The organism is Actinospica robiniae DSM 44927 (assembly GCF_000504285.1).
GTDB classification, from domain to species: domain Bacteria; phylum Actinomycetota; class Actinomycetes; order Streptomycetales; family Catenulisporaceae; genus Actinospica; species Actinospica robiniae.
Window position 1 is genome coordinate 9,887,954 of sequence record NZ_KI632511.1, and the last position, 23,837, is coordinate 9,911,790.

A 23,837-nucleotide genomic window follows, 5' to 3' on the forward strand; every position below is an offset into this window, starting at 1 on the left:
TCTGCCCTCATTTTGGGTCCTGTTCCGTCCCTGTTTCGTGAGAGCGCGGACAGGGACGGACCGGGACCACCGTCTAGCGGACGGTCCCAACTGCCTCAATAATCATCGTTGCTTTGTAACAAGCACTTAATTTTCATGAGGGATGATAGCTGCTTTTTGCCTTCCCGTGCGACTCGAGGACGTCCGGCGCCCACGGTATCCTCGGGACGAATTCGGCCGTCCGCTTCCCCAGACGCGCGGCGTGAAGTTGCGCAAACAGCCCTTTTCCGGACCGGTGTGCGAATCCCGAGAACCAACGCAGTGCTCGTTGAATGGACGAAACGCCAGGCGTCGCCGCGGTTGGCCACCGGCTGCGGCCGGAGATGCCGGGCGTTGATCGCTTTGATGGCGCGCTCGTGTGAGTCCGGGAGCATGTGGATGTACGTGCGGAGTGTGAATCGGGGATCTGAGTGGCCCAGATACTCGGCGAGCTCTCGAATCGAGACGCCGTCGGCCAGGAGTACGCCGGCGTAGTAGTGCCGGAGCGCGTGCATGACGTCGCGCCGGTCGTTGGCATAGCGCAGCCGACCGCAGTTATCCATGGTGGGTGCGGGCCAGGCCGGCGCTGACGAGAGCCGGCCGCCAGATCAGCTCGTTGTAGAGTCGCGATCGCGGATACCTGTCGTCGCCCCACCGGAAGAACAGGTTGACGGTTTGGGTTTGCCGTCGTGCTTCTCCCAAGCAAGCGTGTAGGGTCGCGGCTCGTATGTTCTGAATGGAGATCCCGTGCGCATCGGCGTGACCGGCCATAACTCGGAGGTCATTGCCAGGCAGCGTTACAGCGGTGAAGACGAGCGCAGTCATCCGGTGCCGGCGAACTCCGACCCCGACTTCCCGATAGCAGAGCCGACCACTCGCAAGGTCGACTGTTCTGTCGATCTGCCGGGCGGTGGCACCCTCGCTGTCGAAGTGAAGATGTATTAGCAATACAGGCCTATCGAGGTGGCCCGTGGCAAGTTCGAGTCGGTGAAGGTCGAGGTGCCGCTCGGCTCGCAAATAAAAGTGCAGATACACAAGGATGTCGCGTTGCGCAACGCGGACAGCGGCTTCGACCCTCGCTCGGAGTTCCAGGGAGCCGGGCCGTCCCAGGAGCTTCGCGATTACCTCGGCAAGGCCAATATCATCTTCATCCAGCCAGTAGAGCGGAGTTGCGGTCATGCCTCAGCACGAGGCCGAGTTGGAATCTTGGGAGCGGCAGCGGCAGGTCGGGCTTGCCGAGTTCATGGATGCACTCGGTGCGGGCGGCCTGGACCTGGCTGCGGATCCACTCGCCTTCCTGCCCTTTCTCAACCGGTTCGTCGCCGATCAGGACTACGACAGCTTCGAGGAGGACGACTGGCTCTACCTGCACACGATGATCGCCGCGTACGTCGCCGAGGTCCTCGTCCGCAGATACGGCGCGTACTGGAGGCTGCGGCAAGACTCTCGGGGCCCGAACTACATGCTGGTGACCACCGGCTACGACGGGGGCGAGTACGAGGTCTCGCCCATGGACGTCGTCTACTTCAACCTCAAGCGAGTTCCGCCCGACGTCACATACATGCTCGCCAGCGCCGAGCTTACCGCCCGCGTGGTACGCCAATACGACGACTGACGGCCTCGGGCCTCAAGCTCAAGCGAGTCTGTGGGCGCTTACGTAATTGACCCGGGTTGGCCCACGGAATGACCCCGACTCACGGAAGCCGCTGAGGAGCGTTGCCAGTCGTCGTAGGCGTCGCCGAGGTTCGGCAATCGCTCGGCCGGGTTGGCTCCGCCGAGCGAGAGGAGCCAGTCCAGCAGCCCTGTCACGCCGTGAGCGACTATGGGCATGTCTCCGACGATTCCGAAGGAGTCCCAGGCTGTCAGATAGCAGCGCCCCGCTCGGGTGTGATGTAGGTCGATGACGATGTTGAAGCCGGTGCTCGTGCCGGGCTTGTCGGTGGCGATCACGTGGCAGGTGTTCGTGAGGTCGTCGGGTGATTCCGCGCGTACTTGATCTGCGACGGCCGCGCTCAGGAGCACCGGTCCGGCCGGCACCGGTGTTGATGTCACTGTCCACGGATGGCCGCCGCTGGCATGGAGCCTCAGGCCGCCGCTCGATCTGCGCAGCTCGTGCAGATCGGCGGGCTCGACCTCCTCGCGGGCGGGCTGAAAGGTCTCGCTGGTAAGCGGCATGACCTCGCAGTCGGCCGTCTCGGCGACGGTCGCGAGGATCAGGTCGAGTCTGCCCTGTTCCGTCATGGAGGGAACTGTAGCCGCCCTGGTCAGCGGGCGGCTCGACGGCTGCCTCTACTTGGCGGTGGGGGCTACGTCCTTCGCGACGGTGTCCTTCGGGCCGCTTGTCGGGCCGGAAGCTGGGGCCGTTCATGAACACCTGGTGGCTCGTGTTGATCAATCTGTCCAAGAGGCTCTCTGCAGAGAACCTGCAGGCCGAACCGGCTCCGGACGGTTTCCGATCGCAGAGCATCGCAGTAGACTGGCACGGCTGAAGCAGTGCACGAGAACATCCGCAGCATGATTCTCCGAGGTAACACCCACCGTCGAACCGCAATGTTCGCCACAGCGACGAGGTACGATGCCGATATCCCCCGCGCCGACAGGCGGCTCATCGCTGCGTTCACTCCGAGAGAACGTCACGATCGGAATCATCGTCGCGCTGCCGGTGGAGGGAGCCGCCGTCAGTACCCTGATCATGCATCAGGAGATCGTGTCGATCGACGAGGATCCGAACCGGTACCGGGTCGGCTACCTGCGCAGCAGCGATACGGCGCGTCCGCACCGAGTCGCCCTGGTCACCATGCCTCAGGACAACACCCGCAACGCTGCTGCCACCTGCACCGACCTGCTGCGCACGTTTCAGAGCGTGCGCTGCGTCCTCATGATCGGGATAGCCGGTGGCATCCCCTCGCCACGGCGGCCCGAACAGCATGTGCGGCTTGGCGACGTCGTCGTGGCCACCGAGGGTATCGTCGACTTCGGGCACGTCCGCCAGATCGACGGCAGCGAAACGGTCCGCCGACCGGTCGATGGGGTTTCGATAGACCTGCTGCGCGCGTGCAACGAACTGCGCCAGCGCGAGTTCGAGGACGAGCGCGACGATCGGCCTTCGTGGAGCGAGCTGTCCCTCGCTCCGACCGGACGGCCGCTGGCCCGTTTCGGCCGCCCTCCCGCGGACACCGACCTGCTCACTGTCGGCGGCCACCTCGCCGAGCACCCGGACCCTGAGCTGAGCGGACACGTGCCGGGCCGTCCGAAGGTCCACTACGGCGTGATCGGATCCGGTGACGTGCTCCTGCGCGACGAGCGGCGCCGAGACGAGTTGGCGGAGCGCCACCGGTTGCTGGGCGTCGAGATGGAGGGTTGCGGCATCGCGGTCAGCGCGCGGCTGCGCGGCGTGCAGTGGTTCATGGTGCGCGGTATCACGGACTACTGCGAGAACAGCGGCAAGAACGACCGTTGGCATCCGTACTCGGCGATGATGGCGGCTCTCTACACCCAGGAACTGCTGGGGCTGTGCCGGCCGTTCCCGGTGTGGCGCACCGGTTTGGGTAGCGGCGTGCTCGCATTGGTTCCCGACCCCGAGCGCGACGACATCGTCAGGCTGCTCGACAGCGTCCCCGGCCTCGATCCGCATGATCTGTGGCACCGTTCGGCCGGACTTCTGGTTCAGCCGCCGACCGCGAGGCTGCGCACGGTGGGTGAGGCGTTCGACCACTTATGCGGTCTGAACGCCGACGACGGACTGCCGCCCGCTGTCGCATTGCTCGAGGAGGCCGCCCGTGACGCCGACGACCGGTATGCGAGCAAGCTGCGCTGGTGGGCGGACTTTCTCGCCGAGCGGCTGCAGGCCGCCGAGCCGCTACGTCTGCGACGTGGGCGTGAATCGCCGCCGGCCGAATCGGACGCGGCCAGGCCCGGCCTGCTGATCCGGATCGTGCCGGACGGCATCGACGTGCGCCGCTGCGTCGCCGACTACTGGATCCAGGCCGGTTCCGGGCCTTGGAACCCGATTCCCGGCGATGAGAGTGTCGAGACGTGGTTCAGTTCCCTGGAACCTGTACTGGAAGGTTTCATCGAGCGCGCGGAATGCGTATGGAAGCACAGCGTGGCGCCGATCGCGGTCGAATTCGTGCTGCCGACCGAATTGCTGAACCTGGCGGTCGAGTGGTGGAGCACCCGCCGGGGCTCGGACATGGCAGCACCCCTGTGCGCTGACTACGAGGTCGTGCTGCGCAATCTCGACCGGATGAGGGCAGAAGACCGGCATCGTGTGTGGCGCGCCCGCTGGGACCGGCTCTGGCACGGCGACGCGCCCCCGCAGGTTCTTTGGGGTGCGGCGGACGCCACCGACTTAGACCGCTGGAACACGGATCTCCGGTTCAGCCCCGACATCACCATGGTTGTGCTGAGCTCCTCGCCTGGGGCGCCGACCGCGCGGCGCGAGCTGGTCTCGGCGCTGAGCGCGGGAGTGCCCGTGATCCTCTGGGACAGGCGAGGAGTGGCCGATCCCGCGGCACGCGAAGCGCTGCGCATGCTGGCGGAGACTCCCCCGGCCACCTTGCTCTCGTCTCTGCGACAGCTGCGCAGGCAGGCCGCAAGCGCCGAGCCGGACGGAGCCGCCAGTCTCGGGAGGCATCTGGCCGTGTTGTGGGACGATCCGAACCGACTGGTGAATCTCGACGGGGTGGGGCTGTGAGCGGGCCGGAAAGCGGCCAGGAGCATGCCGGAGCCGGGCCGGCCTGGTGGATCTACCGCGGCGACGGTGTGCCGCCCGAGCAGGGGCGGATCGTCGAACTGCCGGATCCGCCGCCGTGGCGCATGTTCCGCGGCGGGCCCGCGCAGCCGCCTCCTGATCCGGATGACGACGGTGCCGACCGCAAACTCGGCCGACCGGCCCCGTGGTGGGGCCGGCCGGCCGGCCGGAACGAGTGCGACATGGTCAACGCGGCGCTGCGGCTTCGCCGACCACTGCTGGTCACCGGGCCACCCGGGGCGGGCAAGTCCAGCCTCGCCTATCGCATCGCCCGCGAACTGGGCCTGGGCAGAGTACTGACCTGGGCGGTCACCAGTCGCGGCACCCTGAAGTCCGGGCTCTACGACTACGACGCGATCGGACGGGCCCAGGACGCCGCCTCGGCGCGCGCCGAACACCGCTCGGTGGCGTCCGCGAACTCGGCTCAGCCAGTTGCGCAAGACGGGCCGCCCGGGGCCGGGCTCGGGGACTTCGTCCGCCTCGGCCCGCTCGGCACGGCACTGCTGCCGCACGTCCGACCTCGCATGCTGCTGATCGACGAGCTGGACAAGAGCGACATCGACCTGCCGAACGACCTGCTGCACATCTTCGAAGACGGTGAATACTCCATTCCGGAACTCGTGCGCGCCCGGCAGCGGCACCCTGTCGTGGAGGTGTACACGGACGATCCCGACCGTGTCGCCCGGATCGACAGCGGTCGGGTGCAATGCCTCGCGTTCCCGGTGATCGTGATCACCAGCAACGGGGAGCGAGAGTTCCCGCCCGCGTTCCTGCGTCGCTGCCTGCCGCTCGAGCTGCCGCCTCCGGACGCCGACGACCTGGCAGCCATGGTGCACGCCCAGTTCCCGCAGTTGGCCACGGACCCAGGGGCGCTGATCCAGGACTTCCTGGCCCGTGCACAGCGCGGACCCTTGGCCCGCGATCAGTTGCTCAACGCTCTGCACCTGATCACCGCAGGCGCCTATGCAGAGGATCTCGAAGCGCAGCAGTCTCTCATCGACAGTGTTCTGCATGTCCTGGCCTCGCAGTGGCCACCGTGACCGGGCCCCCCAGTCGGATCCGGGCACCTGCGGAATGCGGAACGCCCGATTGGATCGCGATTGGCGACGCGCTGTGGCTCGCAGCGGTGGTCGGAGTCGGCCTCGATGAGCCCGCTCGCCCGGCGGTCCCGCGCGACGCCCCGGTCCCTCCGGCGAGCCGAGCCGCCGCTCCGTCGGCCGGGGACGTGGCGGGAAACGTGGAGAGGTCCGGAACCGAGGGAGGGTCCCGCGCGGCCGGGCCCCTTCGTGTACTGCATCCGGAGTCCCGCTCGGCCGTCTCGGCCGCCGCCGGACCGGCGCCGCGCGGCTTGGCGGCTCTGGCGGGGAGCCGCGCGATCGAGCGTGCGCTGAGGCCTTTCAAACACCGGGTTCTCACGACGGCCGATTGCGAGCTGGACGAGGAGGCCACGGCGGAGCGGGCCGCCGAAGACGGCCTGTGGCTGCCCGAGCTGCGGCCGGGCCGCGGTCGTTGGCTTTCGCTGGCACTGGTCGCCGACGCAGACCCGACCATGGACGTGTGGCAGCCGTCCCTGGCTGCCTTCCGCGAACTGGTTCAGCGGCACGGTTCGTTCCGTGGGTACCGGGAGTTCCGGCTGCATTCCGGCTCGAACGGCCGTCCTCCGCTGCTGCGCGCGGGACCGGGAGGCTCGATACGGCATCCAGCGGAGCTGATCGACCCCGCAGGGCGGCAGATCATTCTGGTGTTCACCGACGGGCGCGGCGGCGTGTGGCGCGGGGACCAGATGACCCGACTGCTGCAGTTGTGGGGCCGGTCCGGGCCGCTGGCGGTGATCAACCCGTATCCACAGCGGTATTGGAGGCGCGGCACCCTCGATCCGTACAGCGGACTGGTCCGGTCGCCGCGAGCGGCCGCTCCCAACTCTCGTCTCGCAGTCCGTGAGGCGGACCGCGATCACGACCCGTTCGCGCAGCCCGGCCTCCGGCCGGAATTCCCGGTGCCGGTACTCGAGCTCAACGCCCGATGGATCGGCTGGTGGGCGAAGCTGGTCACCGCGCCGCCGGATGCCTGGGTGAAGGCCGTGCTCTTGTCCGCGGACGGGGCACGGGCGGTCCGGGAGGCGACGGACGAGCCTGCTTCGAGCTCGGCGTGGGACCTGGTGCTTCGCTTCCGGAACTCGGCCGAGTCGCTCTCCTTCCGGCTGGCCACGCAGCTGGCCGCGGCTCCGCTCGAACTGGCGCTGGCCCGTCGGGTGCAGAGCACGCTGCTCCCTCAGTCCCGGCCCCATCACCTCGCCGAGGTGATCACCAGCCCCCTCGTCTCACGCACCGACGATCCGGCGGGCGGCACCTGGCTGGACTTCCGCGCGGGCGTGCGCGACGTCCTGATCTCCGCGCTGACGCGGGACGAGACCGCACGGGTGCTGCAGGTCGTCGCGGTGCACTACGGCGGACACACGGCCAGCGGCCTGGACCCGCTCGCCCTGCTCGGCCCCGCGGAACCCGACGGGGTTCTCACGCTCAGCCCGGAGACGCTGCCGCTGGCCCGGATCGAACTCGCGGCGCTGCGCGCCCTGTCGGGCCCTTACACCCTGTACGCGAAGCGCCTCGCCGACTCGATCGCCGTCACCGTGCTGCGAAACAGCCGTGACGACGGTACTTCGACGGCTTCGGGGCGGGACGAATCGACCGATCAGGGCGCAGAATGGGAGGAGGGGACCGCGCCGCATCAGAGCACTGCATCGGCGTCGGGTTCTACGCAGGAGCCGACCGGCGCGCACGGTCGAGAACACCCCTGGCGACACGGCGCGGCACCGGGGCCTGCTGCGGATCCAGAGCCCGAAGACTCCGGTTCCCGACCGGACGGGCGGAGAGGGGACGGGACGATGACCGGTCCACGAGATGACGACTTGGCCGGCCCGGGCTGGCCGAGACTGCGTCCGCCGGCGCCCATCGACCCGTATCCGCTGCCGGGGCGCGCGCCTCGGCGAGTCGACGACCTCGACCTCACCGTCGACACGCTGTTCGGCCCGAGGGAGCAGACTGTCGGTCCCGCGATCTGGGGCAATGTACCCAATCGCAACAGTGCCTTCACCGGCCGCGCCGAGATGCTCGTCCAGTTGGAGCGACGGTTGCGAACCGACAGCGTCACCGCGGTTCTTCCCCAGGCGTTGCACGGGATGGGCGGAGTGGGCAAGTCCCAGATCGCCATCGAGTACGCGTATCGTCATCGAGACGAATACGAGCTCGTCTGGTGGATTCCGTCCGAACAACCCGGCCAGATCCTGGCTTCGCTCTCCGAACTCGGCGAGCATTTGGGACACGAGCCAGGGCTGGAGATCGGCGCCTCGATCGCCCAGGTCCAGACGGCGCTCAGATCAGGCGTGCCCTACGCCAAGTGGCTCCTGGTGTTCGACAACGCCGAGACGCTCGAAGCGGTGCGGCCTTATATCCCGGAGTCGGGCTCCGGCAAGGTTCTGGTCACCTCGCGAAATGCCGCTTGGGGGCAGGTCGCACAGAGCCTCGAGATCGATGTATTCACGCGTGAGGAGAGCATCGAACTGCTGCTGCGCCGCAACCACGAGGCGAGCGACGCAGACGCGGACCGCCTTGCCCTCGCGCTGGGCGACCTGCCTCTTGCCGTCGAGCACGCCTCGGCCTGGTGCGCGACGACACGCACTCCGCTCGCCGATTACCTGGCGCTGGTCGAGGAGAAACTCGAGGAGATGGCGACGCTGGTGGCGGAGCCCGGTTACGAGCTTCCCGTGGCGGCCGCGTGGGGCGTGGCATTGGACCGGCTGCGCGTGGACAACCTACCCGCGCTGCGGCTGCTGCAGGTGTGTTCCTTCTTCGCCCCCGAGCCGATCTCCCAGGAGCTCTTCACCTGTCCCCGGGTGAATCCGAGAATCCCCGAGCTCGACGAAGTCCTTCAGGACTCGGACAGGCTCCCCCCGCTCCTGCGCGACATTCAGAACTTCGGCCTCGCACGGATCGATCACCGCACGAACACGATCCAGCTGCACCGCCTGGTCAAAGCCGTTCTGATCGCCTGGATGGCTCCCGACAGACGGAGCCAGATGGAGCACGGCGCGCACATGCTACTCGCGGGTGGCAACCCCGGCAGGCCGGATAAGCGCGCACTGTGGGAGCGCTATCAGGAGCTGGGTCCGCATGTGACCGCCTCCCGGATGCTCTCCTGCGAGGACAACTGGGCACGTGCACTGGTGCTGGATGTGATCGCTTTCTACTACTGGCGCGGCGATCTGGGCAGCAGCCGAGACCTGGCGCAGTCGACATTCGAGGAGTGGCATCGGCTCCTCGGCGCGGACCACGCGCAGACTCTGAAGGCCGCCAAATGGCTGGGCTTCATCCACCGGGCTTTCGGCAACTTCAGCGCGGCCCGGCTGATCGATCAGGACTGCCTGAACCGCTATCAGGAGGCCGCCAAGCCCGACATCGAGGGCCTCATCGACGCGATGAACATGCTGGCGAACGATCTGCGCATCGCCGGGGAGTTCGGGTCGGCGCGCGAACTGGATGTGCGGGCCCTCCGTCTGGCCCAGGACGCCATCGGCGACGACGACCCGGCCACCCTCAAAGCCGCGAACAGCCTGGGGGTGAGTCTGCGGCTGACCGGCGAGTTCCTCGCGGCCCGCGAGCGCGACGGCGACACCCACCGCCGCCGCGTCGCCGTGCTCGGCGAGGACCATCCCGAAACGCTCCTGTCGCTCAACAACCTGCTGCTCGACCACCGGGAATGCGGGTACTACATGCAAGCTCACGAATTGCAGGAGCACCTTTACATGCGGTACCAGACCGTGCTCGGCGCGGCCCACCCGATGACGATCACCGCCGCACGCAACCTCGCGGTGGCGAGGCGGCGTGCCGGACGCCGCGATGAAGGCCGCAAGCTGGCCGAGGAGGCCTGGACCCGGTTCCGGCAGCGGTTCGGGGAGAACAGTGTCGACGCGATCGCTGCTGCGTTGAACTACGCCGTGAGCCTGCGGGAAGCCGGGGAGCTCGACGAAGCCGCAGCCCTCGCCCAGCAGGCAGTCGAACAGTACGACGAGGTCTTGGGGCCGGAACATCCGTACACCCTGTATGCGCGGACCAACCTCGCGATCCTACTCCGGCTTCAGGGGCGGGCGCATGATGCGTACGGGCATAACACGCACGTGCTGGCAGGGCTCGAACGCCAACTCGGCTCCGAGCACATTCTTACCCTGACGTGCGCTATCAATCTCGCAAGCGACATCGCCGCGCTAGGCCGGAGTCTTGAGGCGGCCGACCTGGGCGAGACGACCTACGAGTGCTGCCGCCGTGTGCTCGGCGTGGACCACCCCTCGACCCTGGCCGCCGGCCTCAACTTGGCGATGGATCGGATCGCGGGAGGTTCGGAACAAGCCGGCGAGGAGTTGTACGGGCGGATCCTGGACGCCTTCGGCAGAGTACTCGGGTTGGACCATCCGGCAATGACGGCAGCTGTGTCGCGCAAACGGGCCGACTGCGACGTCGACCCGATGCAGTTCTGAAACCCGGCCGGTCTCTCAGTCGACCCGGCCGGGTGGTCCGCTGCCCAGGTTGGTCCGCGGCCGGTCGACCTGTCGCAGCGTCATCTCCAGGATCGAGGCGAGCGGCCCGTCCTTGACATCTCGGACCTGCTCCACGGTCAGATCGGAGAGATCGGCCAGTTCGCTCTCCCGGCCCACGAGTTCCGGCAAGGCATGCCCCTTCCAGGAGGCCGGATCGCTTGAGCGCCCGGCGGTTTGCAGCGCGCCCATATCACGCAACGAGATGGTGGCCGAGCAGATCTTACGGGTAGTCAGAAGTCGGATGCCGCGCTTGCGCTTTATTGGCGCCGAGGCATGCCCGAACTACCCCCATGCGGGCGACAAGTCCACTATCCGGTCGACCGAATCCCACAGGGAACCGACGGGTGGTCGGGAATCCACAGCGACCACGCAGCCTGGCTCCTCAGGCTGCCGTCGAGCCCGACGCCAGCCATTCGACCAGCTCGATCGCATCGGGAGCGGCTCCGGTTTCCTGAGCGACTCGCGCGTAGACCGCCTGGACGAGCTCTGGCCGTTGCGCCAGGAGTCGCGCCCCGGTCCGGTGGCCCGCGGCATCGAGGCAGAGTGCGAGGCCGCACCAGGCGTCCACGTCCTTGCAGTCGTCGTGCAGCGCTGCCGTATATCCCTCCAAGGCCTCTTGGCTCGATCCAAGGACGAGGGCGACATCGGCTGCTCGACGCGGCGCGGGGACACGGGGTGCGCCGGCCGTTTTCTCGGCGGTCACTCGGTGAAGTGACTCCGGGACGGCGACGCTTCGCCGGATCAGTCCCATCATGTCCTGCGACCACCGCTCCGGGACCGCCGGACGTACCTCGGGTCGGCTGTCGGGCAGCACGGCCAGGCTTCGGTCGGCGAGCCACGCCTCAGCGAGCAGCTCCGCATCCTCGGCCCGCACCCTCTGATGTCTGATACGCCAGCCGACGCGGTGATGGTCGGCTGCGATGCTGGCCGCTGACGCGGAGACCGGGTCTACGGGCTCAGACTGCCATGTCTCGAGCCGTGCGGCGAGCCCGGCGGAGAACTCCCGGCCCGCCGCGGTGAGTCCGCCCGAGGCGAGAATCGTCGCAAGCCCCTCCCATGCCTGACCCCGCGCGTATGCGTACTCGAAGTCCGCCTGCCTCAGCTCGGCGTCGGACACCGTCTTGCGATGTTCGCGCCAGAACCCAGCGATCCCGAAGAACGCGTAAGCACCCTGGAGCAGCCCGCCCAGCGGGCGCGGATCGTCACGCCACGGCGCGTAGAGCGCTGCGCTCTCGTCGTCCTCCGTCAGCTGCACGAGGTGCATCAAACCGCCTAGTTTGATGTGTTGAAACTCATGTACGATCGACACGGCCATCGTCGCGGCGTCGAACGGTCGGCTCACCATCATGCAACCGAAGGACTCACCGCTCGAGGCACTGCGCGTCTCGCGCAGGTCGCCCATCGGTAGCGGTGCGACGGACACCAGACCGGAAGCGATCTCGGCGGCGGATTCCGGATGGTGATCACAGAGCAGCGTCCAGGCGTCGTCGAGCAGAGACCACCAGAGTTCGACCTGGTCAGGACTGAGTCGGGCTGGAGGCACCGGGTCGGCCAGGTCCCGCAGCGGATCGATGTCGTCCAGACAGGCTGTCAGGGCGGGCTCCCGCTTGCTCTGAAAGCTGTGCAGCCCCCACCAACTGCCCTCGCCTCGATCGTCGGGCGAACAGTCGGACGGCCTGCCGACTCGGGCGTCAACCGTGGGGCCGTGGCATGCCTCCACCGTCACCCCGCGGGTCGTGAGCAGAATGCGGCCGCCCTCCGTCACCGCGTCGACGAATTCGTCCTCGGCATCACCCGACCCCGTGCCCGTGAATCTGGCCATGCCCAGGCCGAACAGCATCACTCCGCCCAGCCGCAGCGGCACCCGTGTGCGCCAGCTCAGCCCCGCACGCGCTGCCGCGACGAGCGCAAGCACATGAAGTCCACCGAAGTCGACGCACGGTGGGACACCTGCACGCAGGCCGAAATCCGCGCGTCGCCGCATCGTGTACGCGACCCACGCGCCCACTTCGGGATGGAGCAGCACTTCGTCCGTCGCGGCGGGGGCGATCTTCTGCGCGGTGGCGAAAAGCCGCCGGGCCTCGGCGACCGCAGGTAGTCCGTCGACCAGGCGGGGTTCACGCTCCGCCTCATCGAACAGCGCCGCGAGGAGCAGCAGGCGCCTGCTGCGCTCGGTGCGCCACAGGAAGCGGACCGCCTCCGGACCCCCGCGACCCGCCGATAACTCGGCAAAGTATTCGTTCGGGATCACATGGGATCTCGGAGCGTCACTCGCCGCTGGCAGATTTGGCATGGATGAAAGAATAACAGGGTGCTTGATAAGCCACTCACCGTGAAGGGAAGTAGCGGGCCACATCGGCCTTCTCGCATCAATGACTAATCAGCCAATACCGTATATCAGACTACGATATAATGTGCCACGAATGCCACGGGGGTGGAACGTACACCCCCTCCGTGATCAGTCGCCATTTCCTCATGATTGAATCTGTGGACGAGTCCGGCATGGCCGGCTGGAGCGTGAGGGCTCGGCGATCACCTGGGGCACGCGAACCCGGGCAGGTTCCAGCACCTGACGACGGACGCGAAGTGGGACGCCTTTGCGCGCACGCTCCTGATCCGCGGGTTCAAGTGGAAGGTGGTCGGCGGCGGGCCAATTACCACCCGTGTGCCCTCCTCGCGCATGCCACGCAGGCCACGAACGGCGCGCGAAGATCAGCCACCACGCCCGGCGGGGCGTGCAGGGGGGCTTCCCAGTACTACGCAAACAAGGTAAATCGGACGGGACGACATGATCCGCCGCCGCAGTACGAGGAGGTGGTCGCGGGCGAAATGCGCTGGAGTCCCGTTCGCGAAAGCACTCCATTGGTTCTGGAGTCGTTTCTTCGAAAGCGGCGCTGAGGTCTCACCTGACACATCACGATACTGAGTCACCCGAAGCGGCAGAGTCCGGCCCGACCGAGGGGACAGGGGTTCACCGCACCGTCGCGCCGGGGAAGAGGTGAACAGACCTCGAACATGTACCTGTGACCAGAAGGGTGCCGCCGTGGCCGACGTCACCGTCCCACAAGCTCATCGCCTGCCGCGCGAGCACTTCGAAGCACTCTGTTCCGGCGGCGGCGGCCCGGGCATCGTCCGCGATCTCTGGCGTTCCGAGCTGAGCCGGCGCATGTTGCTGCTCAAGGCCGTGGCGGTGGCCGCCGAACCGCCTGACGACGCGTCGGCCGGGACCCGTACGCGCGGGCCGCTGGCGCCGGCCGCGAGTGCCTGGGCGGCGCTGGCTGAAGCCGAGGCCGTGGCGAGCGCGGAGGTACGCAGGATCCTGCTGCACCCGCAAGTCGGCAACTGGGCCGCGTTCGCGCTGCGCCGGCACCGAGGCCAGGTCGCCTCGGATGAGCCCTTGTGGCTGGATTTCGGTGTACTGCACACCGTCGCTCTGCTCGCTCGTGCCGCCGCGGGACTGCCCTGGAGCACCCGTCTGCCCATGCGCGAGGGCCGAGTGATGCTGCCCGGACGCGGCATGGCCGAGTTCCCGCGACCGCACTCGGCGCAGTATGCGGCCGCCACCGTCTCGGGCGGTGCGATCCGGATCCGCCATCGCCATCGCGTCGTGGCGGTTCCCGAGCCGGGCTCGGAGGACGCGGCCGGCTGGCTCGGCCTGCAAACCTGCGAGCTTGACGGCCCCTTTCCGCTTTCCCTCGCGATCGACGACCTCGATCCGTTCCGCAACCTTGCCGAGCCTGCGCCGCCGAGCCGTCTGACCGAGAACGAGCTGGCCATCTGGCGCAAGCTGCTGCGCGAGGCCTGGAATCTGCTGTGCCACGAGCACCCTTCGACGGCGGCCGCAATGGCCGAGGGCCTGGTGGGCCTGGTGCCGCTGCCCGAAAGCGATTGGGGTGTGCTCAGCGCCTCCACCGGCGAAGCTTTCGGCAGTGTCCTGATCTCACGGCCACCGGATGCGGTGAGCCTCGCGCTCTCGCTCGTCCATGAGTTCCAGCACACCAAGCTCGGTGCCGTGATGCATCTCGGCCCGCTGTGCGAAGCCGGTGAGGAGGAACGATATTACGCACCTTGGCGCGACGATCCGCGGCCGCTGGCCGGGTTGATGCAGGGAATATACGCCTTCGTCGGCATGGCGGGGTTCTGGTACACCCATCGGAACGGCGCGGTGGGTACTGAACGCAGAGTCGTCGAATTCGAGCTCGCCTATGCACATCTTCAGCTGACGCAGGCGCTGCGTCAGGCGGAGGATTCCGGCCGGCTGACCACGTGGGGAAACCTGCTGGTGGCGGGCATGTCGGCGAAGATCGGGGAGTGGTCTGTCAAGGAACTCGACCGCGCCGCGCTCGAAGCCGCCACACTGCTCGCGGACTACCATCGCACCGGCTGGCTCATCCGCCACGGTGACGTTCCCGCACCTGAGGACGTCGCCCTCCTCGCCGACGCGTACAGGTTCTGCCGCCCGGTGCCCGAAACCAGGGCGGCCGTCAAGTCGTCCACGCCATCGAACCCGGCCGCGGCGTGGTCCATCGGCCTGGCCGCTCTGGTCCGGGGGGAACTTGTCGCACCCGGCGCCGAACTGCCCGAGAGACTGCGGCGCATCGGAATCGACGCCGCGGACCAGGCTCTGGTCCGGCACGCGAACACTCCCGCCCGCAGCGGCTATCTGACCCGCATAGCCGCGGATCCCGACGATCTGCACGCGTGGACCGGTCTGGCCCTCGCCGACCCGGAGTGCTCGGCGCTGCGCACTCGTCCGCGCGCGGTCATCAGCGTCTTCCGGCGGCTGGTCGAGTCGGGCCATCGCTGCGATCCGGAGGCCGTGGCAGCGTGGTTCACACGGCTCGGGCCGGCCAATGCACCGCGATGACCTCGAGCAACCGGGTGAGATCGGCCGAATCCTCGCCCAGCGCCAGCCGAAGCGCGTCGATCACCGTTTCGCGCCCGCCCGGCAGCCTGTCCGCCGTCTCCACCAGCCCGACCAAGTGAATGCGGCCATTGACGCTGTCCGGCACGGCGGACCGGAAGCCAGGCGGCAGGACGGCGAGGATCGTGCGCCGCTGATAGTCGTCGGCCAGCTGTGGAATGCGGACCATCGCGTCGACGACCGCAGCCAGTCCTGCCGTCCCCCGCAGCCGATCACGCGCGTCGGCGACGCTGCCGTTCTCGACCCACGCGTCGACGGCCCGCGCGGCAACCTGTCGATGGGCGCCGGCTGAGCTTGCTGCCACGGCGTCGAAGGGAGGGCACTGCGCGAGCAGGCCCCTGGCATACGCTGCCGCCGTCAGCGCCGAGTAATCATGCCAGACATCATTCTTGGTCTCGTTCTCGCAGTAGTCGGATATGCCTCGTACCACGAACCAGTGCCGCCCGGCGGCGTCGACGGCCGCGGCGACTCCGGCCGCCTCCATCTCCACCGCGCTGAGTTCGTGCCGCCCGGCGAGCTCGTCGCGGTACGCCGCGTCCCGCAGCAGCACATCCGCGCTGCCGACGGCACCGCGGAACACCTCCGGCTCCCGCGCCCGCACTCCCTGCCCGCCCCGCCGCGGATCGGTCGCGTAGGCCGGGCACCGGAACCGCGGGAACCGCGCCTGCGCCTGCGCGAGCGCGTCGCGCCACGGCTCCCGTCCCAGCAAAGCAGCGCTCTGTATCTCCCGATCCGCCCGCAGCAGAGCCGCGGACAGCCCGTTGGTGAAGCGTCGCAACGAGGTCACGCCGTTCACCTGCCGGACATGGCCGTAATCGACCACGCCCTCGGTGCCGGCCACGACGTCGCCGAACCGCATCCCCGCCTCCGCCGGAAGCGTCCCGCCGGCGATTCCGCACACCATCACGACCGCGATCCCGGGAAAGCTGCGCAGCATGTCCGCGCACGTCGCCGCCGCCTCCCTGGTCCCGTCCCGCGTCGGCATGGCCCATACCACTCGGTGGGGCCGACCTTGCGCTTTACTCGGTACGGTTCCTGAGCGATAGTGATAATGGTCCTGGTCTATCGGCTGGTCCAGCACCCCGTCGAGGAAGATCTCCATCGCCGCGGACTCCACCGGTAGTGCCGTGATGATCCCGACACGCACGGTCTCGGTGCTCTGCGACGCGGCCGTCGCCGAGTCGGGTGTCGCGGTCATCGGTGGCTCCTTCCCGACGCGGGCACCGGACCGTACGGTCGGGATGCCTTGCCGTGTGATCGCTTTCCTGGTCCGAGGATGGGGGACGAGTTGAACGCGCCCGAACCGGGTACACAGCCGAGACTCGAGACGCAGCTGCCTGAGTTGGCTTCGCTCTCGTTGACGGCGCTCGGAACGCTGCGGCCTGCCGCCTTGGCACCGTGGCTGAGCGACTTGTACGAGCAGATCGACAGGCCGCGGGCCAATCTTGGAAGCAGTGGTCCGCCGGGCCGAGCCGACTGAACCGGAGGTGCGGAGTCGGGCGATACCAGATAGTATCGCCCGACTCCAGGCTGTCACAACGGCATCGGGTCCACATCGCAGTCGGCGCGGATGCTCTGCAGCGCGTTCAGCGTGGCGGGGTGCCGGTCCCCGAGGACCTGCCGCAACAACACCATCGTCTGGGACTGGATGTGGTCTGCCTCCGCGACGCGCCCCAGAGCGCGCAGATCGAGCGCCAGGTTCACACTGCAGGCAAGCGTGGTCGGATGCCGGTCTCCCAGAATCCGCTGGTTGCGGTCCAGGACATCCGTGTCGAGTTCGAAGGCCTCCTGCACCCGGTTGAGCGCGGCCAGATCGCTTGCCGTGTTCGTCAGGCAGACTTGAGTCGTCACATGATCGGGGCCCAGCTCTTCCCGCAGATACTCGAGCGTTCGCATGTTCAGCTCGAGCGCCGCGGCCGGGTCCCCTTGCAACCTCAGCACCACCGCCAGGTTCGTCCGCGCCGAGAGCGTGAGGCAGTGACGTGGGCCGAAGATTCGGTCATACGCGGCCGCAGTCTGCTCGCTGAGATCGCGCGCCATGTCCAACTGCTGGTCATGCCTCAAATCGACCGCGTGGTTCACGGCCATAGCCAGGGTCCACGGGTACGTGTCGCCGTACCGCCGGCGCAGCCGCTCCAAAGTGTCCCGAGACAACTCGAGAGCGCTTGCATGGTTTCCGACTTTGCGCCGTGCCACCGCCAGGATGCGCGCTGCTCGCAGGGTGCTGGGATTTTCGACGCCGAACGCCTCGAGATGCCTTCTGTAAGCCTCTTCCTGCTCTGGACCGCTCTCGATGTACCGGCCCAGCTCCAGCCGATCGACGCCAAGGCCGTTCAGAGTATTGAGGGTACGATCGCTGTCCGGGCCGACGACGATCGCGCTGCGTTCATAGGTGGCCATGTCGATCTGCTCCGCACGAGTGAACTCGGCGGTCCATCGCAGCGCCACGCAGAGGTTGTGCGCGCAGCGCAGAGTGGCCGGATCGTCCTCGCCGAACACCCGCGTCGCGATGGCCAGAGCCTGTTCGGCGATGTCGCGGGAGGCGATGAAGTCGCCGGCCGCCCTGTGGTCGGCCGAGACGACGGTCATCGCGTCGATCGTGCCTTCGTCCTCATCGCCGTACACGTCGTGATACCTGGCGAGCAGCTGTGCGTTGAGTTCTTTGGCCCGCGCGTATTCTCCGTTCACCCACAGCATGAAGCCGAGCCATTTCCCCACCGTCAGGGTGTGCGAGTCCGATGGGCCGCGGTCTCGCACCCGGCACTCGTACGCCCGCTCGATCAGGTCCTGGCCGCCCTGGTGATCTCCCCAGTAGTAGAGGAACTTCGCCACACTGAAGACGAGGTCGTGGACCCGTCGGTCGGCGGACTCGACAGCTCCGGAGGTGAGCACGTGGGGAAGCAGCGCCTGGTAGCGAGGCCATTCAGCACGCGAGTCCGGGTTGGTCGGCGTATTGTTGGCCAGAATCGTGTGGGCGCCGTTGCGCAGAGTCCGGCGTTCCTCTTCAGGCAGACCTGCGATCAGCACCGCCTGGATGAGGCGGTGGATCTGCAGGGTGTTGTGCCGGTGGTCGATCCGCGCGAGCGCGTAACGGTGGATGTCGCGGATCGCCCGGCTCAGCCGGAAGGCGTCGCTCAGCAGCGGATCGAGCTCCGGCGTGATGGCGGACTTGGGAGAACCGGCGAACAGGTCGCGGTTGATCGGCTCGGGTGCGAGGAACGAACAGACCTGGAGTAGCTGAAGCGCACCGGGGTTGATCTCGCGGAGTTTGTCCAGCGAGACCTGCCAGGCGGCCGCGACCGACCACCGGTAGTCCGGCGACGGCGAGGCGTCGAGCAACTCGATCCGCTTGTTCTCCAGCAATTCCAGGTACTCGTTGATCGGCATACCGGTCGCGGCACGCCACGCCGCCGCCTGCTCGATCGCGACCGGGAGGTCGCCTAGTGCTTCGGCGAGCTTGTCCGCCTCGTCCCGTTCGAGGTCGGGATTGCGACGGCGTAGGAACTGGATGCTCTCCTCGCGTTCGAAGACGTCGACCTCGAGTACCCGGGTGACCCGGGCCCAGTCCATGTCCCGCGAGGTGACCAGGATCTTGCCCGCGCCCCCGGTGGGGAAGTACCGCTGCAGGTCATCCGGTGCCTCGGCGTTGTCGAAGACCAGAAGCCAGTGCTCGTAGTCCAGGCTCCCCGTGCTCAGCGCCTCGCGCACCATCGGGACGGCGACGTTCGCCTCGGGGCCCGCGCCGAGCTCCAGCCGCTCGGCCAGCCGGGTGAAGGACTCGAGGATCTGGTTGGGCTGCTCAGCCGGGATCCACCAGATCAAATCGTACTCGGCGCTATGTCTGTGCACGTACTCGATGGCGACCTGCGACTTGCCCACCCCGCCCATGCCGTGCAGGGCCTGAGGAAGGACCGCGGTCTGCCGGGAGCTGGTCAGGTCCTCGTGCAACTGGCGCAGCAGTGCCTCCCGGCCGGTGAAGCTCGGGTTGCGTTGCGGGACGTCACCCCAGACCAGTGGAAGTCTGGTCGACCGTCCGCTTGACGTGGCGACGGGCGGCATCATCTCTCCTTGGGGATCGTCCGGCGGTGCGAGGGTTGCCTCCGGAGTCGAGGTCGCGGCGTTCGGGTCGAGATCTACCGATTCAATGTCGTTATGAGTCGACTCATGATCGTTCAATCCCACGCAGTCCGAGGGAGCGGAGGCATTGGAGGCATTCGAGTGGCCAGAGGATGCGCTCGCCACCTGCGCGTGCGCGCCCGGTCGGGCCCCGGCGTGCTGCCGCCGCCACGCCTGGAAGTCGTCCTCGGCCTCCAGGCGCAAGACCACCTGCTCGGCCCAACGCATCAACCCCTGCGATACCTCGGCGTCCTCGACTCCGTGCGCTATCGCGTCGACGAAGCACACCGCTGTGGGAACCCGCCGGGCGGCGTTGCGCTCCTCGGCCCAGTGATCGAACACCTGCACGAGATCGGTCTGGTCGACGGCCGGGAGCGAACCGGCCGGGGCGAAGTGGCGTAGCACCGCTTCGGTGGAGCCCGACCCGTCAGCCGCCGCGGCCTGGCGAAGCAGCTTTCGCGCATCGGCGGCCTCGACCTCCTGAAGGAGGTTGAGCAGGGTTGCGGCCCCGAGCAGTTCCGATGTGCGCCGCGTCCCGGGTGCATCCGGCGCCATAGTCGACAGTGCCTGCTGCAGCGCCCGCAGGCCCCCGGGATGCGCGAGGCACTGAAAGACGATCTCGACGATGTGCAAGCGCGGCTCGCTGCGCTCGGCGACCTCGGGAAACGAGTTCACGTCCCGGCGCATCAGTGTGATCAGGAAGCGCCGTTCCGGGAGAGCCGCCATGAAGGGGATCTCGACCAGCGCGCCCACTAGCGCGCCACACAGTTCGGATGCCGAGCTCTGCGGGGACAGGCCCCTGTTCACGCTCCTGGCCATACCCAGCCCCCAGACCGAATCGTCGGCGCGACCGGCCCCGACTGGCCGCGCGAGTGCCCTCGCACGGGTGGCGTGACGGCACAGTGGTCCACGCACCCTCCATTCCGCGGACCGGCTGTACCGGACTGCACGACTACGCGGTCGCCCACCGCGGTCGACCTGCTCCGCGAACCCTCCGTCGAAATGACGTGCATATATGCATGCTGACCATCGCGGAAATGGCCAGTCTAGGTCATGCTACTACCCAAGCCCCGGCTGAGGTAAAGCCTTGTCCAGGGAAGCTCGGATATCGTTCAGTCATGTGGATCTTCTCCACACTCATCCGACATCGGCTTCTCGGTTTGTACTTTTAATGATCTCTGACAGCAGATCGTGTACTTCCGCCTCGCCGCGGCGGTCGCCGACTCGGCCGAACAGCGCGAGCGCGCGCCGCAGGGCCTGTTCGGCCGCCGCGGGATGGCCGAGTTCGCCACAGGCATGGGCCAGTTCGACCCAGGCGTTCGCCTGGCCGAGGATGTGACCGAGAGACTCGTAGAGTTCGAGCGCGTGGCGCTCGGTCCCCTCGCCGTCCAGCGTGCGACCGGTCAGCCGTTGCAGCCGGCCCAGGGCGTGCCACGCGTTCGCCTGGCCCAGGACATGCGCGGATTTCGTATAGAGGGCCAACGCGGACTCCTGCGCCTCGAACGCACCTGCCAGGTCGCCGGTTTGCTCGCGGGCGCAGCCCAGGTCGTTGAGGGCGGTCGCCTGGCCGATCGGGTCCGCCCGTTGCGTGCACAGCCGCAATGCTCTGGCGTGCAGGTCCAGTGCCTGGGCAGGGTTGCCGGTCAAGCGGCACACGCGGCCGAGACCGTTGAGCGACCCCGCCTCACCGATCGTGTCGCCCGCACGGCGATAGCGTTCCAGTGCGCGCTCGAACGCCTCGATCGCGGCCGGATAGTCGGCGGTCAGCCAGCTGATACGCCCGAGCGCGTCCAGCGCGTGAGCCTGGCCGTGTTCGTGCCCCAATCGCCGGTAGATCTCCAGCGCGGCGGTGAAGTCCGCGGCCGCGCCGCGGTAGTCGCCCAACAGGCGGCGCACCCGGCCCGCGGTGTGCAGCGCGGTCGCCTGGCCGAGTTCATCGCCGGATCGGGCCGCGGCCTCGGCCGCGGCGGTGTGCAGGTCCCGCGCGAACGCCCACGGTCCATTGACATAAAGATATCCATGAAGCGCGGCGGAGAAGCTCACCAGGTAATCCGCGAGTCCGCGTGTTCTCGCGCTCTCTGTGTAGGCCGAGAGATTCGCGAATTCGTCCCGCACGCATTCCACAGCCTGTTCGCGATTCAGGATCTCCGGGAGGAATCTCGGCGGGTCGCTCGTATGAATATCGATGGCGAGCGCGCGCCGCGCGAGATAGCGGTTCGCCGCCTGTGCGAGAGCGAGGTAGTAGTCGAGAGCGCGACGGGCGGTGGTGCCGTTCGATGCCGGTGTCTCATCGGCATCCGCTCTGCCGAGAGCATGGATGCGCACGAGGTCGTGCATCCGGTAGCGGCCGGGGGAGGGCTCGCTGAGCAGGTTGTGGTCGACCAACTCCTCAAGCCGTCTCCCGGCCGTCGACGGCTCGAGGTCCGCGAGGGCCGCGGAGGCGAACACGTCCAAGTCGTCACCGGCATGCAGGCCCAACCGCCGGTAGAGCAGGCGCAGCTCGTCCGGCAGATGACGGTACGACTCGTCGAAGACGACGGACAGGTCGCGTTCGCCATCAGTCAGCGCATCGACCCGGCCGCTGAGATCACGCAGGCGGGCGGCCAGATGACTGACGCTCCAGCTCGGGCGGTGTCGCAACAGCGCGGCCGCGATCCGCAGGGCCAGGGGGAGCCGGCCGCACAGATCGACCACTTCGCTCACGTCGGCCTCCGCGGCCGCCACCCTGCCGGGGCCGGCCACCCGCCGGAAGAGCGCGGCGGCGGCCGGCTCCGGCAGCAGTCCGAGCGAGAGGTTGACCGCGTCGTCGAGTCCCTTGAGCCGGCGACGGCTGGTGACCACGACGAGGCAGTCCTCCGCGCCCGGCAGCAGCGGCCGGATCTGCGCCTCGTTGCGGGCGTTGTCTAGGACGATCAGTGTTCTCGTCCCGGTGAGCCGACCGCGCAGCAGCGCCGACCGCGCGTCCTCGCCCTCCGGGATCTGATCGGGGCTCAGCCCCAGTGCGAGCAGCAGCGCCTCGAGCACCTCGCGGGCGGCGCGAGGGGGATGCCCAGGCGTATGGCCTCGCAGGTCCGCGAAGAGCTGACCGTCCGGAAACCGCTCCGCGACTCGATGGGCGAAGCGCACGGCCAACGCGCTCTTGCCGATGCCGCCCATGCCGTCGATCGCGGCGATCGGCACCTGGCCGGCCCGCGGTTTTTCGCCATCGGCGCCGCCGTGATCGGCGACGAGTTCGAGCAGCTGGTCCAGTTCGGCTTCGCGGCCGGTGAACGCCCCCGTGTCCGCGGGCAGTTGGTTGCGTGGTCCGGCACGCCGTCGCGGCGGTTCAGGGGCGCTTGGCGCCAAGGCCGCGCTCTGGGCTCGGCGCAGCGCAGGCCCGGGCTCCTGGCCACGCTTGACGAGCGCTGCGGCCGCCCGTGCGGCCACATCGGCGGCGTGCCCGTGGCGATCCGAAGCGACCAGCGCATCGACCAGCGCGGCGGCCAGCCGCTCCCGTCCCGGGTGCAGCCGCACCGGCTCAGCCAACAAGGCGACGGCGCGCGAGGCCTTGTCCGAAGCCAGGTAGAGCTCACCGAGCAGCTCGATCGCGTCGAGCCGGCTCGCCGCCAGCTCGGCTGCCTTCTCCCGCAGCCAAGCGGAATCGAGGCCGACCATCGCCTCCGTGTAGCCCGCCCAAAGCTCGAGCGCCTGCTGCAGATGCGCGGAGGCGAGTTCGTGCTCGTATGACTCGCGTTCCTGGGCGGCTCGGCGCAGCAGCGCCTGGAACGCGTGCACGTCGACGCTTACCGACGCGTCGTCGATCTCGGCCCGGAACCCCGGCCGCACTGCGCGCAGGACCAGCCCGCGACCGGCCGGAGCCAGGGCTTTGCGCAACCGCGAGACGTAGGCGGCCACCAGGTCGCCGGCGGTAGGCGGCGCGTCGCCCGGCCAGGCGCACGCGATCAGTCGGTCCTTCGAGACGGTGCGGCCCGGCTGCAGCAACAGCACCGCGAGAATGCTGCGTGGCTGAGGACCGCCGAGGTCGATCTCCCGGCCCTGATGAAGGGCTCTGGCAGGGCCGAACAGGCACAGCTCGAGCAATGGCGCCGGCTTCGCCGCAGCGGCAAGCGCGCTCTCCCGTCCGAGGTCAACCGCACACTATCGCAGCATACCGCGAAACTTCGGGCAGATCGCCACCGTTTTTCCGGCCACGTCGGCGGCACGCCCCCTCCCCGTCCGACGCCTCGCGGGTGAAGCGCTCGGCGACGATGCGCGAAACCCGGCCGCGCTCCCAGCACAGCCGGCACCCGACCGGCACCTGCGAGCCGGGGCGCACCACCCGGCCAGAGCCCTCGCAGGCGGGACAGGCGACTATGTACCTGCCGTCCCGCCCGCAGCGACGCGCCCCGTCCCGCCACGGGACGCCGTTCTCCACGATGAGTCTCCGCATGGCCCCT

The 23,837-nt window shown here is 68.3% G+C and carries 13 protein-coding genes and 1 pseudogene; 6 read left to right on the plus strand and 8 right to left on the minus strand.

Going from position 1 to position 23,837, the window contains the following annotated elements; genetic code table 11:
• Nucleotides 1–95: 95 nt before the first annotated feature.
• Nucleotides 96–581 carry a tyrosine-type recombinase/integrase gene (locus tag ACTRO_RS51250; RefSeq protein ID WP_084316958.1) on the minus strand — a complete coding sequence of 162 codons (486 nt, stop codon included), beginning with the start codon at nt 579–581 and terminating at the stop codon, nt 96–98.
• Between the two features lie 184 nt (nt 582–765).
• Here ACTRO_RS51250 and ACTRO_RS42390 point away from each other — a divergent pair, with 184 nt between their 5' ends.
• On the plus strand, nt 766–963 hold the full coding sequence (locus tag ACTRO_RS42390; protein WP_034272245.1) for a hypothetical protein: 198 nt from the start codon (nt 766–768) through the stop codon (nt 961–963).
• Nucleotides 964–1,195: 232 nt separating this feature from the next.
• A complete protein-coding gene (locus ACTRO_RS44685; protein WP_051452239.1) occupies nt 1,196–1,633 on the plus strand; it encodes a hypothetical protein in 438 nt (145 codons plus the stop codon).
• Between the two features lie 38 nt (nt 1,634–1,671).
• Here the strand turns inward: ACTRO_RS44685 and ACTRO_RS48470 are convergent, their stop codons facing one another.
• Both ACTRO_RS48470 and ACTRO_RS51255 read right to left on the minus strand, forming a co-directional pair.
• Nucleotides 1,672–2,259, minus strand: coding sequence for a hypothetical protein (locus ACTRO_RS48470; protein WP_051452240.1), 588 nt, complete (start codon nt 2,257–2,259; stop codon nt 1,672–1,674).
• Between the two features lie 88 nt (nt 2,260–2,347).
• Nucleotides 2,348–2,434, minus strand: a pseudogene (locus ACTRO_RS51255) (ATP-binding protein); the annotation flags it as partial.
• A gap of 276 nt (nt 2,435–2,710) precedes the next feature.
• On the opposite strand from ACTRO_RS51255, the gene ACTRO_RS42405 reads away from it, so the two are divergent.
• Genes ACTRO_RS42405 through fxsT (ACTRO_RS42415) form a run of 3 tightly spaced genes read left to right on the plus strand, consistent with a single transcriptional unit; the run spans nt 2,711 to nt 10,301 of the window.
• Complete coding sequence (locus ACTRO_RS42405; protein ID WP_245594729.1) at nt 2,711–4,714, plus strand: VMAP-C domain-containing protein; 2,004 nt, start codon at nt 2,711–2,713, stop codon at nt 4,712–4,714.
• Nucleotides 4,711–5,811, plus strand: coding sequence for an AAA family ATPase (locus tag ACTRO_RS42410; RefSeq protein ID WP_034272250.1), 1,101 nt, complete (start codon nt 4,711–4,713; stop codon nt 5,809–5,811). Before ACTRO_RS42405 ends, ACTRO_RS42410 begins: the two co-directional genes overlap by 4 nt.
• Complete coding sequence (fxsT, locus tag ACTRO_RS42415) at nt 5,808–10,301, plus strand: FxSxx-COOH system tetratricopeptide repeat protein (RefSeq protein ID WP_281177952.1); 4,494 nt, start codon at nt 5,808–5,810, stop codon at nt 10,299–10,301. Before ACTRO_RS42410 ends, fxsT (ACTRO_RS42415) begins: the two co-directional genes overlap by 4 nt.
• A gap of 15 nt (nt 10,302–10,316) precedes the next feature.
• Here fxsT (ACTRO_RS42415) and ACTRO_RS47870 read toward each other — a convergent pair whose 3' ends face one another.
• Together ACTRO_RS47870 and ACTRO_RS42420 are read right to left on the minus strand one after the other, a co-directional pair.
• Complete coding sequence (locus ACTRO_RS47870) at nt 10,317–10,490, minus strand: hypothetical protein (protein WP_157436753.1); 174 nt, start codon at nt 10,488–10,490, stop codon at nt 10,317–10,319.
• A 253-nt stretch (nt 10,491–10,743) separates the two neighbouring features.
• Nucleotides 10,744–12,612: an HEXXH motif domain-containing protein gene (locus ACTRO_RS42420; RefSeq protein ID WP_034272256.1), complete on the minus strand. Its 1,869-nt coding sequence runs from the start codon at nt 12,610–12,612 to the stop codon at nt 10,744–10,746.
• 792 nt (nt 12,613–13,404) lie between these two features.
• On the opposite strand from ACTRO_RS42420, the gene ACTRO_RS42425 reads away from it, so the two are divergent.
• Nucleotides 13,405–15,228 (plus strand): HEXXH motif domain-containing protein, encoded by a 1,824-nt coding sequence (locus ACTRO_RS42425; RefSeq protein ID WP_034272259.1) that lies wholly within the window; start codon nt 13,405–13,407, stop codon nt 15,226–15,228.
• Here ACTRO_RS42425 and ACTRO_RS42430 read toward each other — a convergent pair.
• The 3 genes from ACTRO_RS42430 to ACTRO_RS44695 form a co-directional block, all read right to left on the minus strand.
• Nucleotides 15,194–16,483 carry a phosphorylase family protein gene (locus ACTRO_RS42430; RefSeq protein WP_034272262.1) on the minus strand — a complete coding sequence of 430 codons (1,290 nt, stop codon included), beginning with the start codon at nt 16,481–16,483 and terminating at the stop codon, nt 15,194–15,196. The two genes, ACTRO_RS42425 and ACTRO_RS42430, sit on opposite strands and share 35 nt — an antisense overlap.
• Before the next feature lie 335 nt (nt 16,484–16,818).
• Nucleotides 16,819–20,208, minus strand: a complete 3,390-nt coding sequence (fxsT, locus tag ACTRO_RS42435; protein ID WP_169740032.1) for an FxSxx-COOH system tetratricopeptide repeat protein — start codon at nt 20,206–20,208, stop codon at nt 16,819–16,821.
• 330 nt (nt 20,209–20,538) lie between these two features.
• Nucleotides 20,539–23,481 carry an AfsR/SARP family transcriptional regulator gene (locus ACTRO_RS44695; RefSeq protein ID WP_051452242.1) on the minus strand — a complete coding sequence of 981 codons (2,943 nt, stop codon included), beginning with the start codon at nt 23,479–23,481 and terminating at the stop codon, nt 20,539–20,541.
• Nucleotides 23,482–23,837: the final 356 nt, after the last annotated feature.